We start from the raw sequence: 12595 nt of genomic DNA, 5'->3' as shown, positions 1-12595 counted from the left end.
CCTCCCCAGCCCGGACCGGGGCGGCGCCACGGGGACGTGACCGGGCGGAGGCTCCCCCCATGCTCTCCTCCCTCCTCCTCGCCGCGGCCCTCACGGGTGGGCCTCTCGCCGACCCGGCCGGCGTCTGGCCGCTGGCGCCCACGAGCGTCGTCCGCGGCTTCGAGGCGCCGCCCTCCCCCTACGCCGCCGGGCACCGCGGGGTCGACCTGGACGGCTCGGCCGGGCAGACCGTCCGCTCCGCCGTGGCGGGGACCATCACCTTCGCCGGGTCGGTGGCGGGTCGCGGCGTCGTGGTGGTCTCGCTCGGGGACGGCCGGCGGACCACCTACGAACCGGTGGTCGCCGACGTGGTCCGAGGCGACGAGGTGACGGCGGGTGCGCCCCTGGGCTCCCTGTCCGGTGCGGGCTCGCACTGCGCCCCCTCCGCCTGCCTGCACTGGGGCCTGGTCGACGCCTCGTCCGGGTCCGACGTCTACCTCGACCCGCTCTCGCTCCTCGGGGTCGTGCGGGTCCGGCTGCTGCCGTGGGGCGGGTCCGCGGACGGGGCCTGGTCGCCGGCGGTGAGCCCCGTGGGGGCCTCGCGCCCCGACGCCCTGCCCTGGTCCGCGTGGCGGTGGACGGGCTGACGGCCCGCCGCTGCGTGTCCTGCGCGCCGTCGGCGCGACCGCGGCTGCTCAGGCGCGCGGGTGCGCCTGGCGGTAGGCCTGGCGGAGCCGGTCGGTGCTCACGTGCGTGTAGACCTGGGTCGTCGCCAGGGACGCGTGCCCCAGCAGCTCCTGGACCGCACGCAGGTCGGCGCCGCCCTCCAGCAGGTGCGTGGCCGCGGAGTGGCGCAGGCCGTGCGGGCCGATGTCGGGTGCGCCGGGGACCTGACCGATCCGGCGGTGCACCAGCGTGCGGACCGCGCGCTGGTCCAGCCGCCCCCCGCGGGCTCCCAGCAGGAGCGCCGGCCCCGAGCCGGACGTGGCCAGGGCGGGTCGCCCGTCGCGCAGCCAGGCGCGCAGCGCCCGGTCCGCCGGCACCCCGAACGGCACCGTGCGCTCCTTGCGGCCCTTGCCGAGCACCCGCAGCAGGCGACGGTCGGCGTCCACGTCGTCCACGTCGAGGCCGACGAGCTCGCCGACCCGCATCCCGGTGGCGTAGAGCAGCTCGAGCGCCAGGACGTCGCGCAGGCCGACCGGGCTGCCGTCGTCCGCCGCCTCGAGGGCGGCGGAGAGCAGGTCCTCCGCCTCGTCCGAGCGCAGCACGCTGGGCAGGGTGCGGTGGGCCCGCGGGCTGGCCAGTGAGGCGCCCGGGTCCGCCGCGACCCGCCCGCTGCGCGCGAGCCAGGCCGTGAAGACCCGCGCGGCCGTCGCCCGCCGGGCCAGGGTCGTGCGCGCCCCGCCGCGGGTCTGCTGGAGCGCCAGCCAGGAGCGCAGCAGCCGCAGGTCCAGCCCGCCGGGCTCGACGACCCCGGAGCGGGTGGCGTGCTCGAGCAGGGAGGCCACGTCGCCGGAGTAGGCGCGGACGGTGTGCGGGCTGAGGTCGCGCTCGGCGACGAGGTGCCGCTCGTAGGCCGCCAGGAGCGAGGCCCACGACTCCGGGAGGAGGTCGGCCTGGTCGTGCGGCTGGTCGTCGGCAGGGCCAGCAGGCTGCCCCTCCGGGCCCGCCCCCGTCTGCGCCGCGCTCACGCCGAGGAGTCTAGGAGCGTCTCGTCGAGCCGGTCGGCGTCCGCGCCGGTGAGTCGGAAGCCCGGGCCGTCCTGCTCCACCAGCCCCCGCCGCACCAGCGTGCCCAGCGCGGTCGTCACCCCCAGGGTGCTGACGCCCGCGGCCCGGCCGATCTCGGCGAGCCGCGCCGCGTGGTGCCGGGGCAGCGCCTCGAGCACCTGGCGCTGGCGGGGCGTGAGCCGGTCCCGGACGGTCTGCGGGCTGGGCGGCACCGGCAGGAGGTGCTCCCCCGCGTGCCCGGTCACCTCGAGGACGTCCTCGGCGTTCGTGACCAGCACCGCCTCCCCGTCGCGCAGCAGCCGGTGCACCCCGGCGGACTGCGGCGAGCTGACCGGCCCGGGGACGCCCATGAGGTGCCGGCCGGTGCGGGTGGCCCAGTGCGCGGTCGAGAGCGCCCCGCTGCGCAGCGCCGCCTCCACGACGACCGTGCCGACGGCCAGGGCGGCGATGACCCGGTTGCGGGACAGGAAGCGGATGCGGCTGGGCGGCAGGCCCGGGGCCGTCTCCGAGACGAGGAGGTGCTCGGCCGCGCAGTGCTCGAGCAGGTGCTCGTGGGCCTGGGGGTAGACGCGGTCGACCCCGCAGGCGAGCACGGCCACCGTCCGGCCCCGGCCCGCGAGCGCGCCCCGGTGGGCCGCCACGTCGATGCCGAACGCCCCGCCGGAGACGACGGGGACGCCCACCCGCCCGAGGTCGTGCGCCAGGGCGCCGGCCTGCCCGGTGCCGTAGGTCGTGGCCGAGCGGGAGCCGACCACCGCCACCGACCGCCCCAGCTCGTCGAGCCGCAGCGGACCGCGCACCCACAGCCCGACGGGGACGCCCCCGCGCTCGTGCGCGGACCCGCTCCAGGCCAGGGCGTCGAGGCTGCGGGGCCACTCGGGGTCCCACGGGACCACGAAGCGGGTCCCCGTCCGCTCCGCCAGCTCCAGCGCCCGCGGGGCGTCCGCCTCGGCCGTGCGCAGCCGGACGTCGTCGGCGAGCCCGTCGGCGGCCGTCCCGTCGCGGATCTGTCGGTGGAGCTCGACCGGCCCGACGAGCGCGACGCCCTCGGTGATCCGCAGGTCGCCCGGCTCCCCCACCAGCGACAGGGTGGCCCGGATCAGCCGGTCCGCCTCGCGCTCCTGCCAGGAGGGCCCGCTGCCCGTTGTCCCGGTCATCCCAGCGCCCCGCTCACGGTCCGTACGTCCAGGGGCTCGCCCCGGCGCAGACGGAGGGCGACCTCCACCTCGTCGCGGCCGGGCGGCCCCTCCCCGCCGGCCAGGTCGTGGACGGTCCACGCGAGCCGGTGCACCCGCACCGCGCCCCGGGAGGTGAGCCGGCCGTCCGCGACCGCGCCGTGCAGCGCGTCGTCCGCCGGGCCTGTCAGCGGCCACTCCTCGCGCAGCGCTGCGCCGGGCACGTGGCCGTTGAGCCGCCAGGCCCGGCCCTCGTACCGCGCCGCCTGCCGGTCCCGGGCCGCGCGGACACGGCCGCGCACGACCGAGGACGACTCGGGGCGCTCGAACAGGTCGCGCCGCTCGTGCGGGGCCAGCGGCTCGACGTGCCGGGTGATGTCGATCCGGTCGGCCACCGGCCCGGTCACGCGCGCACGGTAGTCGCGCCGCGCCACCTCGCGGCACGAGCAGCGGCTGACCCGGGCGTCGGCCCGGTACTCCCCGCACGGGCACGGGTTGGAGGCCAGGACGACGAGCGCCCGGGCCGGGAGGGTGACGAGCTCGTCCTTGCGGGCCACCGTGATCTCGCCGTTCTCCAGCGGCTCGCGCAGCGCCTCGATGACGTCGGCGCGGAAGAGCGGGAACTCGTCGAGGAAGAGGACGCCGGTGTGGGCCTTGGAGAGCTCGCCCGGGCGGACGTGGCCGCTCCCGCCGCCGACGATGCTCGCCTTGCTCGCGTCGTGGTGCGGCGCGGCGTAGGGCGGGCGGCGCACCAGCCCGGCCGACGTGTCCAGGACGCCGGCCAGCGACTGCAGCGCCGTCAGCTCCAGCGCCTCCTCGTCGCTGAGGTCGGGCAGGATCGTGGGCAGCCGCTCCGCGAGCGTCGTCTTGCCGGCCCCCTTCGGCCCCGAGAGCAGCAGGTGGTGGCCACCGGCCGCCGCGACCTCCACGGCGTACCGGGCGTCGGCCATCCCCAGCAGGTCCGCCATGTCCACCTCCTCGTGCCGGGCGGAGCCCCGCCAGGCGAGCACGGAGGCGCCCGCGCTCGAGGCCACGGGCGGCGCCTCGGGCACCTGCTCCCCCAGCACGAGGGCCACGACCTGGCGCAGCGACCGCATCCCGAAGACGCTCGTGCCGGGCACCAGCGCGGCCTCGGCCGCCTGCGGCTCCGGCACCACCACCGTCCGCAGCCCGGCCTCGCGGGCGGCCAGCACCATCGGCAGCACGCCGGCGACCGGGCGCAGCCCGCCGTCGAGCGTGAGCTCGCCGACGAAGAGCGTGTGGTCGAGGTGCTCCGGCGGCAGCGACCCGTCGGCGGCGAGCACGGCCAGGGCCATGCCCAGGTCGTAGTGCGTCCCGCTCTTGCGCAGGTCCGCCGGGGAGAGCAGCACGGTGATCCGCTTGGTCGCCGGCCAGTGCAGGCCGGAGTTGATGATCGCCATCCGGCAGCGGTCGCGCGCCTCCGACAGCGCCTGGTCGGGCCTGCCGACGAGGGTCGTCCCGACCTGGCCGGGCGAGACGTCCGCCTGGACGTGGACCACGTGCCCGACCGCGCCGTGCAGGGAGACGGTGCGGGCCGTCGCGAAGGGCATCAGACCAGCCCCCGCACGTGCTCGACCTGCGCCGCGCCGCGGGGCGGGTGGTGGACCGCCACGAGGTCCACCCGCAGGTTCGGGGCCCGCAGGCCGTGCTCGACCTGCCACGACTCCCCCAGCCGGACCAGGCGCTCGAGCTTGGTCGGGGTGACGGCCTCGTGCGGCGTCCCGCCCGTGCTCCCCGTGCGGGTCTTCACCTCGCACACCACGAGCGTGTCGCCGTCGCGCAGCACCAGGTCGATCTCGCCCTGGGCGCAGCGCCAGTTGCGGTCGAGCACCACCATCCCCTGCTCGCGCAGGTGGGTCGCGGCCACCCGCTCCCCGTACGCCCCCAGCGCCTGCCCCGCGGTGGGGTGGGCCGGGTCGTTCGTCGCTGTCGTCATCGCTGGACCTCCTCGGGGCCCAGGCTGTCCGCCGACGAGTCGGCGCGGGGGCGACCCTGCGATGCCTGTGGACCGCCCCGTCCGCGGGCCCACCTGTGCACGACAAGTGGCCCCAGGACGAGCCCCAGAACGAACCCAGTACGAGCCGGGGAGCGGGCGGCTCAGCCCCGCAGCGCGATGTCGTCGCAGTCCGGGCTGGGCAGCGGGTACACGTCCGCGCCCGCGATGGTGAGCCCCAGCGCGTCGTGCAGCGGACCGGCCAGCAGGCCGTTCACCGTCTCCAGCAGCGGGTTCACAACATCTTCGAGGACGCCAGGAACAGAACCCACGCCGTTGACGATGGTGCCCAGCAGCGGATTTGCGGCCGTCTGAAGGAGCGAGAGACTCAGGCCCGTGGGCGCTGTGCCGGTCAGCACCCCGTCGGTCAGCTGGAGAGCGGTGTCCACCCCGGCCACCGTGACCACCACGTTGCCGCCCACGGTCAGCGAATCGGCGTCCAGCCGTTGGATCAGGGACCCCGAACCGAAGGACATGGCGGTGCCGTAGGAGCCTGGAGGGCTGCGGAAGGACTGCGCGGCCCCGTAGCCGGCAGGAACCGTGGCGAGGCTCGGCTCGGGCGAAAGCTCGAGCTCGAACGTGAGGGTGACTGGCAGCGAAAGCGGCCCGAGAGTGAGCGACGCCGTCGCGTGCACGCCGACCGGCTCCAGCGCCGCGCTGAGCGCGACGGCGGTCGAGGCGACGGCCGCGTCGATGCCCTCGGCGGTGCCGGTGTCGCCGACGCACTCCACGTCGGTGAGCTGCGCGGTGGCCCGCGCCGTGTCGGCGTCGAGGGTGAGTCCCACCGGGTCGACGGTCACGGACGTGAGGCCGGCGAGGCTCAGGGGCGTCACGGTGGCGGCGAGCGTCAGGTCGTCGAGGGAGACCGAGGCGGTGTCGGCCGTGGTCCCCACCGGGCCGCACGACGTGGAGGGGGCCGGGATCGCGTGCAGGTCCCCGGTGAGCCCCAGGCTCGCCAGCGAGGACGTGCCCGGCACGGCAGCCGTGCTGAGCGCGATGTCGGAGGCGTCCAGGAAGTACTCCCCGTTCGCGACCTGGACGGTCGAGACCAGGAGGTCCAGGGCGTTCACCTCCGCGGTGAGCGCCGCGGTGCCCCCGCCGGTGACCCCGAGCAGCTCGCCCAGGCTGATCGTGCCCAGCGCTGAGGCGTGCGCCGCCAGGGACGCACCGAGCGCGAGGGCCTGCGAGGAGAGCGTGCTGTCCCTGTTCGCGGCGGCGACGATCGCCGTGACGAGCGTCCCGACGCCCACCTGGGTGTCGAGGACCTCCTCGCGGGAGCCGGCCGTGAGCAGCGCGGACAGAGCCGGCACCTCCTGGGCCACCGCGAGCGCGGAGACGTCCGCGGTCGCGAGGCCCTGGTAGCCGACGAGGCTGGTGCTGACCCCGGTGCCGAGGACCTCCCCCAGCACCGCGTCGAGCACGGCGGCGTCGTTCGTGTCGACGCCGGCCACGTACGAGCCCACCGAGAAGCACGCCTGTGGCTCGGCGGCGGCCACCGCCGTGCGCGTGGCGCCGCCGCTGCCGGGGCGGAAGGCGAAGGAGACCGAGCCGCTGGCGCTCACCTCGACCCCGTCGGGCACGTCGGCGGTGGCGGCGTCGCTGACCGCGCCGGTGGTGGGGTCGACGTCGACCAGCCGGTAGGTCACGGTGGGCGCGTCGCCGAGGATGTCGGAGTTGCGCGCGGTCGCGGCCGCCAGCGCGGCGTCCCAGGCCGTGGCGTCCGCCTGGATCTCGGCGACCGTGCGCCCCCGGATCTCGCGGGCCATGTCGAGGGCCACCACGTCGGCGACCCGCTGCACGTCGGCCCGGACGACGCGCTGCATCCCCAGGTCCACGGTGAAGGCCGCCGACAGCACGATGACCGTCAGCATGATCGCCACGATCGGCAGGACGGCGCCTCGGTCGTCGCCTCCTTCCCGGGGCGCGCCGGGTCGCCGTGCCCTCACTGGTACCTCACCTGCGACTCCACACCCATGGAGTCCGGGACGACGATGCCCGTGAAGGGCAGCACCGGGTAGACGGGGTTGGCGTCGTAGGAGTAGTCGAGGGTCACCTCCACGCAGGACGCGCAGGTGGCGGTGCCCTCCACCAGGGAGCAGGCCCCCGCGGCGGCGCCGTCGTGGCTGAGCTTCTGCGTGCCGAGGTCGCAGGTGACGCCGTAGGGGTCGAGCGCCGCGTTGATGGCGTCCTGCGCGTTCGAGCGGCGCACCGAGTCCGAGATCGCGACGGCCGCGGCCCTGGCGCCCTCGTCGGCGGCCTGGCTCAGGCCCTGCCGGAAGGACAGCATCATCCCGTAGGTGAAGATCCCGAACAGCACCAGCAGGAGCAGCGGGAGGACGAGCGCGAGCTCGACGGCCGCGGCGCCCCGTTCCGTGCCGCCGGCAGGGCCGGCCAGCGGTGCGGGCTGCGGTGCGGACTGCGCTGCGGAATGGGGTGAAGGGCGCCTGCGCCGCTGGGGGACGACGCGGGAAAGGGGGCTGACGCCGGGCATGGGCCCTCCTCCGGGCTCGTGGCGGCTACCCGGGGTGGGGGGCTCCCGGGGACTCCCGTCAGGCTAGGACGGCACGCAGCCCCGTGGGCGCAAGATGGTCCGTTCGGACTACTTCTCCGGGAGATCCATGTCCGAAGGGCTGAGCTCCTCGACGTTCACGTCCTTGAACGTGAGCACCTTGACGCCCTTGGCGAAGCGGGCCGGGCGGTACATGTCCCAGACCCAGCAGTCGGTCATCGTCACCTCGAAGAAGACCTCACCGGCCTCGGTGCGCGCCTTCACGTCGACCGCGTTGCAGAGGTAGAACCGGCGGTCCGTCTCCACCACGTACTTGAAGATCCCGACGACGTCGCGGTACTCGCGGTAGAGCGTCAGCTCCATCTCCGCCTCGTACCGCTCCAGGTCCTCCGTGCTCACGCTGGCTCCTCACCACTCGGCCGTCGCTCGGTCCTGGCGCCATTGTGCCCGCCCGTGGTGAGCACCCGGCCCTCGGGCAGCGGGTCGAGACCGGCGGCGCGTCGGACGTTGACGTAGCGCAACCGGTGCACGGGCGACGGGCCGTGCGCGGCCAGCGCCTCGGTGTGCTCCTGCGTCACGTACCCCTTGTGCACGGCGAAGCCGTACGCCGGGTGGACGGCGTCGAGGTCGGTCATGATCCGGTCGCGCGTCACCTTCGCGATCACGGACGCCGCCGCGACGCAGGCCGCCACGCGGTCGCCCTTCCAGACCGCCAGGGTGGGCGTGCCGAGCCCGTCGACGGGGAAGCCGTCGGTGAGCACGTAGTCGGGCCGGACGTCGAGCAGCGCGACCGCGCGGCGCAGGGCCTGGACGTTCGCCACGTGCATGCCGAGGCGGTCGCAGTCCTCGTGCCCGACGACCACCACCGACCACGACAGCGCCCGCCGGACCACCTGCTCGTAGCAGCGCTCGCGCGCCCGGGCCGTGAGCAGCTTGGAGTCGGCCAGCCCCGGGACCTCGCCGTAGGGGCGCAGCACGCAGGCCGCGGCGACCAGCGGCCCGGCGCACGCTCCCCGCCCGGCCTCGTCGGCCCCGGCGACGACGTCCATCCCCCGGCGGCGCAGCGCGCGCTCGTAGCCGTAGAGGCCGGCGTCCCGACGCACGGTGACGCCCTTCGGCCGCACCGACACGACCGGCTACTCCCCCGCCCCGGCGGACGCGGTGGCCGCGCCCGAGGGGTCCTCGGTGCTCCCGGAGGACTCCGACGCCTCGGCCGCGGGCACGGCGGCGAGCGCCTCACCGCCCGCGGGCGCGCCGGCGTCGCCGAGCGGCCAGGCCACCGTCAGCACGCGGCCCACGACGTCGTCCACCGGCACCCACTCGTGCCCCTCGACGCAGTCGGTCACCGCGTCGCTGCACATCCGGGTGCTGGAGTCGGCGCTGGCGTCGCGGTGGTCGCCCATGACGAAGAGCATGCCGTCGGGCACCGGCCCGGCGGTCCAGTCGCAGGTGCCGGTCATCGGGCCGTAGCAGTCGGTGTCGTCGATCCGGGCGTAGGCGGTCTCGTCGACGGCCACCCCGTTGACCTCCAGGCGGCCGCGGTCGTCGCAGCAGTGGATGACGTCGCCAGCCACCCCGACCACGCGCTTGACCAGGTGGTCGTCGCTGGAGGCGAGGCCCAGGACGCTCAGGGCCCCCTGCAGGACGCCGCCGGAGCCGGTGTCCACCCCGTCGTCCTCGAGCCACCCACCGGGGTCGGTGAAGACGACGACGTCGCCGCGCTCGGGCGACTCCCCCAGCCAGGAGCCCCACCGCTCCACCACGAGCCGGTCGCCCACCTGGAGCGTCGGCTCCATCGAGCCGCTCGGCACGTAGAACGCCTCGACGACGAAGGTGCGGGTCAGGGCCGCGACCGCCAGCACCGCCACCACGACCAGGACGCCGCGCAGCAGGCTGCGGGCGGCGCCACCCCCGGGAACGCCGACACCCCGGACCGCGGGGTCCGGGGTGTCGGGGAGTTCGCTGCTCACGGTGCGTAGGTTCGCACGCGGGCGCGGGAGGGAGCCCAGGGGGCTCAGGCCTCGCGGCGCTCCTTGATCTTGGCAGCCTTGCCGCGCAGGTTGCGCAGGTAGTACAGCTTGGCGCGACGGACGTCACCGCGGGTCACGACCTCGATCTGCTCGAAGATCGGGGAGTGCAGCGGGAAGGTGCGCTCGACACCGACGCCGAAGGAGACCTTGCGGACGGTGAAGGTGCGGCCGATGCCCGCGCCGTGGATGCGGATGACGACGCCCTGGAACACCTGGACGCGGGAGCGGCTGCCCTCGACGACCTTGACGTGGACCTTGACGGTGTCACCGGCGCGGAAGGCCGGGAGGTCGTCGCGCTTGATGCTGTCGCCGAGCGCGGAGACGAGGTTGGTCATGATCTCTCCTCACGGTTGCCACAGGTCAGCCGCGGTATCAGGTGCAGATTCGGTGGTGGCCCGGTGCACGGGGCCGGCGGCGCCGAGCACCCCCTGTGGCAGGAGCGCGACGCAGACCCCCCGTGCGATCCTCGGGGCGGTCCTTCGGCCGACCAGGCCGAGGGTTGAGTCTGCCACAGCGTGGCGGGCGCCCCGAAATCCTCCGGCGCTGCTCAGCGGCCCCGCCGGCGCACCGGCTTGACCAGGACGACGGGCCCCGAGCGGCCGTCGAGGGTCTCGGTCACCCGGAAGCCGTCCCGCTTGTAGCGGCGCAGGTTGGCCTCGGAGCGGGCCCCCGTGAAGAGCCGGTACCGCTCCACGTCCCCCGGTGCCACGGCCTGGACGTGCGCGAGCAGCGCCCGGCCGAGGCCCCGGCCCCGCAGGTCCGGTGCCGCCATGAGCCGCCCCACCTCCCAGGTGGTCGGCTCCTCGGGGTCGCGTCGGCCGCGCACGGACCCGACGAGCCGCCCGGCGACCCGCACGACGTAGGTGTCCCACCCGGCGATCCCGGCCAGGACGTCGTCCAGCCCCTCGTGCAGCGGCGGGATGGCCAGGTCGTCGTTGACGAGCGCCTCGGTCACCCAGCAGGCCAGCTGGAGCGTCAGCAGCTCCGGGGCGTCGGCGGGCACGGCGGGCACGATCTCCCAGCCGCCCTCCTCGCCGCCGGCGAGCGCGCTGGCGTGGAGCAGGTCGGGTCGGCGCTCCGCCGTCCGCTCGCGGGAGCGCTCCTCGCGCCAGGCCGCGATGGCGCCGTGGTTGCCGCTCAGGAGGACCGGCGGGACCTCGTGGCCGCGCCAGGTGGCCGGCTTGGTGTAGACGGGGTACTCCAGGAGCCCGTCCGTGTGGGACTCCTCCTCCAGCGAGGCGGCGTTGCCCATGAACCCGGGCAGCAGCCGGACGACGGCCTCGGTGACGGCCAGCGCCGCCACCTCGCCGCCGTTGAGCACGTAGTCGCCCAGCGAGACCTCGACCAGCTCGGCGCGGGTCCCGACGTGGTCGAGGACGCGCTGGTCGATGCCCTCGTAGCGCCCGCAGAGGAAGACCAGCCGCTCCCGGGTCGCCAGGTCGGCCGCCAGCGCCTGCGTGAGAGGCCGGCCCGACGGCGTGGGCACGACGACGGTCGCACCGTCGACGGCCAGGGCGTCCAGGGCCTCACCGAACGGCTCGGGCTTCATCACCATGCCGGCGCCGCCGCCGTACGGCGTGTCGTCCACGGTGCGGTGCCGGTCGTGGGTGAAGTCGCGCAGGTCGTGGACGTGCAGCTCCAGCAGCCCGCTGGCGACGGCCTTGCCCGGCAGCGAGAGCTGCAGGGGGCTCAGGTAGTCGGGGAAGATCGAGAGGTAGTCCAGCCGCACGGTCAGTCCTCGTCGGGCAGCGGCACGAGCAGGCCCGGCCGGTCGGCCACGACCACGCGGCCGGCGTCCAGGTCGACCTCGGGCACGAGCGCGGTGACGAACGGCACCAGCCGCTCCCCGTGGGCCGTGCGCACGGCCAGCAGGTCCTGCGCTCCCCCGTGCACGAGCCGGGTGACGGTGCCGTGCTCGACGCCCTCGGTGTCGAGCACCGTCAGCCCCTCGAGCTGGTGGTCGTAGAACTCCTCGGGGTCCTCCGGCCGCTCGTCCGCGGGGAGCGTGGCGTGCAGGAGCACCCCACGGACCGCCTCCGCGGCGCTCCGGTCGGCCACCTCCTCGAAGGAGACCAGCAGGACGCCGGAGTGCGACCGCGCACGGCGCACGGTGAGGCTCGTGCCGGTCCAGGCGGAGCCGCGGGGCGCCTGCGCGCGCAGCACCGCCCCGGGGGCGAAGCGCAGCTCGGGCGAGTCGGTGCGCACGTCGACGGTGATCTCGCCGCGGATGCCGTGCGGCTTCCCGAGGCGTCCGACGAGGACCTCGATGGTCTCGGGCACGGTGCTCCTGACTGGTGGTGTGGCCGGGTGTGACGGGGTGGGCTCGGGACGTCGACGGGCGCGGGCCCTCAACGCAGACGACCCGCGTGACGCAGTCGGAGCTGCGTCACGCGGGTCGGTGCTGGTGCCGGGTGGCGGCTCAGCGACGACGGTCGGTGTCGACGAAGTCGACGCGCGCACCGTCCTTGCCGGCGAGGCCGCTGATCACGGTGCGGAACGCCGTGGCGGTGCGGCCGTGGCGGCCGATCACCTTCCCGAGGTCGTCCGGGTGGACCCGGACCTCGAGGACGGAGCCGCGACGCAGCTGCTTGTCGCGGACGCTCACCTCGTCGGGGTTGTCCACGACGCCGCGCACCAGGTGCTCGAGGGCCTCGGCGAGCACGACGCTCAGGCCTCGCCCTCGGTCGCGGCGGGCTCCTCGGCCTTCTCCTCGGCCTTCTCGGCCTTGGGCTCGGCCTTCTTCGCGGGCGTCACGGCCTCGGCGTTGCTGCCGTGGGCCTCCTTGAGCGCCTCGTTGAAGAGGGCGAGCTTGTCCGGCTTCGGCGGGGCGACCTTGAGGGTGCCCTCGGCGCCCGGGAGGCCCTTGAACTTCTGCCAGTCACCGGTGATCTTGAGGATGGCCTCGACGGCCTCGGTCGGCTGCGCGCCGACGCCCAGCCAGTACTGCGCCCGGTCGGAGACGACGTCGATGTACGACGGGTCCTCCTTGGGGTGGTACTTGCCGATCTCCTCGATCACCTTGCCGTCGCGCTTCTTGCGGGAGTCGACGATGACGATGCGGTACTGCGGCACCCGGATCTTGCCCAGGCGCTTCAGACGGATCTTGACGGCCACGGTTGTGGTGTCTCCTCTAGAGGTCGTGTGGTGTGAGCCCGCGC

At 75.4% G+C, this 12595-nt stretch carries 15 protein-coding genes; 1 reads left to right on the top strand and 14 read right to left on the bottom strand.

What is annotated here, in order from left to right; all coding sequences use genetic code 11:
- Nucleotides 1–59: 59 nt before the first annotated feature.
- Entirely contained in the window at nt 60–626 is a 567-nt protein-coding gene (locus E8D37_RS13480) for a M23 family metallopeptidase (RefSeq protein ID WP_136570290.1), read from the top strand.
- Between the two features lie 48 nt (nt 627–674).
- On the opposite strand, the gene E8D37_RS13475 is transcribed toward E8D37_RS13480, so the two are convergent.
- The 14 genes from E8D37_RS13475 to rpsP form a co-directional block, all read right to left on the bottom strand.
- Complete coding sequence (locus E8D37_RS13475; protein ID WP_168929765.1) at nt 675–1562, bottom strand: tyrosine recombinase XerC; 888 nt, start codon at nt 1560–1562, stop codon at nt 675–677.
- Nucleotides 1563–1666: 104 nt separating this feature from the next.
- Nucleotides 1667–2866 carry a DNA-processing protein DprA gene (dprA, locus tag E8D37_RS13470; protein WP_136570288.1) on the bottom strand — a complete coding sequence of 400 codons (1200 nt, stop codon included), beginning with the start codon at nt 2864–2866 and terminating at the stop codon, nt 1667–1669.
- Complete coding sequence (locus E8D37_RS13465; RefSeq protein ID WP_136570287.1) at nt 2863–4455, bottom strand: YifB family Mg chelatase-like AAA ATPase; 1593 nt, start codon at nt 4453–4455, stop codon at nt 2863–2865. The genes dprA and E8D37_RS13465 overlap by 4 nt, the downstream gene beginning before the upstream one ends.
- Entirely contained in the window at nt 4455–4841 is a 387-nt protein-coding gene (locus tag E8D37_RS13460; protein WP_136570286.1) for a YraN family protein, read from the bottom strand. The genes E8D37_RS13465 and E8D37_RS13460 overlap by 1 nt, the downstream gene beginning before the upstream one ends.
- Nucleotides 4842–5002: 161 nt before the next feature.
- The gene (locus tag E8D37_RS13455) at nt 5003–6769 is read right to left on the bottom strand and encodes a hypothetical protein (RefSeq protein ID WP_136570285.1); all 1767 of its coding nucleotides are present in this window, start codon (nt 6767–6769) and stop codon (nt 5003–5005) included.
- Between the two features lie 71 nt (nt 6770–6840).
- Nucleotides 6841–7389: a TadE/TadG family type IV pilus assembly protein gene (locus E8D37_RS13450; protein ID WP_136570284.1), complete on the bottom strand. Its 549-nt coding sequence runs from the start codon at nt 7387–7389 to the stop codon at nt 6841–6843.
- Nucleotides 7390–7497: 108 nt separating this feature from the next.
- A complete protein-coding gene (locus E8D37_RS13445) occupies nt 7498–7806 on the bottom strand; it encodes a DUF2469 domain-containing protein (RefSeq protein ID WP_136570283.1) in 309 nt (102 codons plus the stop codon).
- The gene (locus E8D37_RS13440; protein ID WP_136570282.1) at nt 7803–8537 is read right to left on the bottom strand and encodes a ribonuclease HII; all 735 of its coding nucleotides are present in this window, start codon (nt 8535–8537) and stop codon (nt 7803–7805) included. The genes E8D37_RS13445 and E8D37_RS13440 overlap by 4 nt, the downstream gene beginning before the upstream one ends.
- Nucleotides 8538–8543: 6 nt before the next feature.
- Nucleotides 8544–9377 (bottom strand): signal peptidase I, encoded by an 834-nt coding sequence (gene lepB, locus E8D37_RS13435; protein WP_136570281.1) that lies wholly within the window; start codon nt 9375–9377, stop codon nt 8544–8546.
- A 44-nt stretch (nt 9378–9421) separates the two neighbouring features.
- A complete protein-coding gene (gene rplS / locus E8D37_RS13430) occupies nt 9422–9772 on the bottom strand; it encodes a 50S ribosomal protein L19 (protein WP_136570280.1) in 351 nt (116 codons plus the stop codon).
- A 212-nt stretch (nt 9773–9984) separates the two neighbouring features.
- Entirely contained in the window at nt 9985–11166 is a 1182-nt protein-coding gene (gene trmD, locus E8D37_RS13425; RefSeq protein ID WP_136570279.1) for a tRNA (guanosine(37)-N1)-methyltransferase TrmD, read from the bottom strand.
- A 2-nt stretch (nt 11167–11168) separates the two neighbouring features.
- Nucleotides 11169–11717: a ribosome maturation factor RimM gene (rimM, locus tag E8D37_RS13420; RefSeq protein WP_206055745.1), complete on the bottom strand. Its 549-nt coding sequence runs from the start codon at nt 11715–11717 to the stop codon at nt 11169–11171.
- A gap of 139 nt (nt 11718–11856) precedes the next feature.
- Nucleotides 11857–12099: an RNA-binding protein gene (locus tag E8D37_RS13415; protein WP_136570278.1), complete on the bottom strand. Its 243-nt coding sequence runs from the start codon at nt 12097–12099 to the stop codon at nt 11857–11859.
- A gap of 5 nt (nt 12100–12104) precedes the next feature.
- Nucleotides 12105–12551 carry a 30S ribosomal protein S16 gene (rpsP, locus tag E8D37_RS13410; protein WP_136570277.1) on the bottom strand — a complete coding sequence of 149 codons (447 nt, stop codon included), beginning with the start codon at nt 12549–12551 and terminating at the stop codon, nt 12105–12107.
- Nucleotides 12552–12595: the final 44 nt, after the last annotated feature.

This window comes from Nocardioides sp. GY 10127, assembly GCF_004919085.1.
Lineage (GTDB): Bacteria > Actinomycetota > Actinomycetes > Propionibacteriales > Nocardioidaceae > Nocardioides.
The sequence above is the reverse complement of the archived record's forward strand: the minus strand, read 5'-3'. Positions and strand labels throughout refer to the sequence as shown.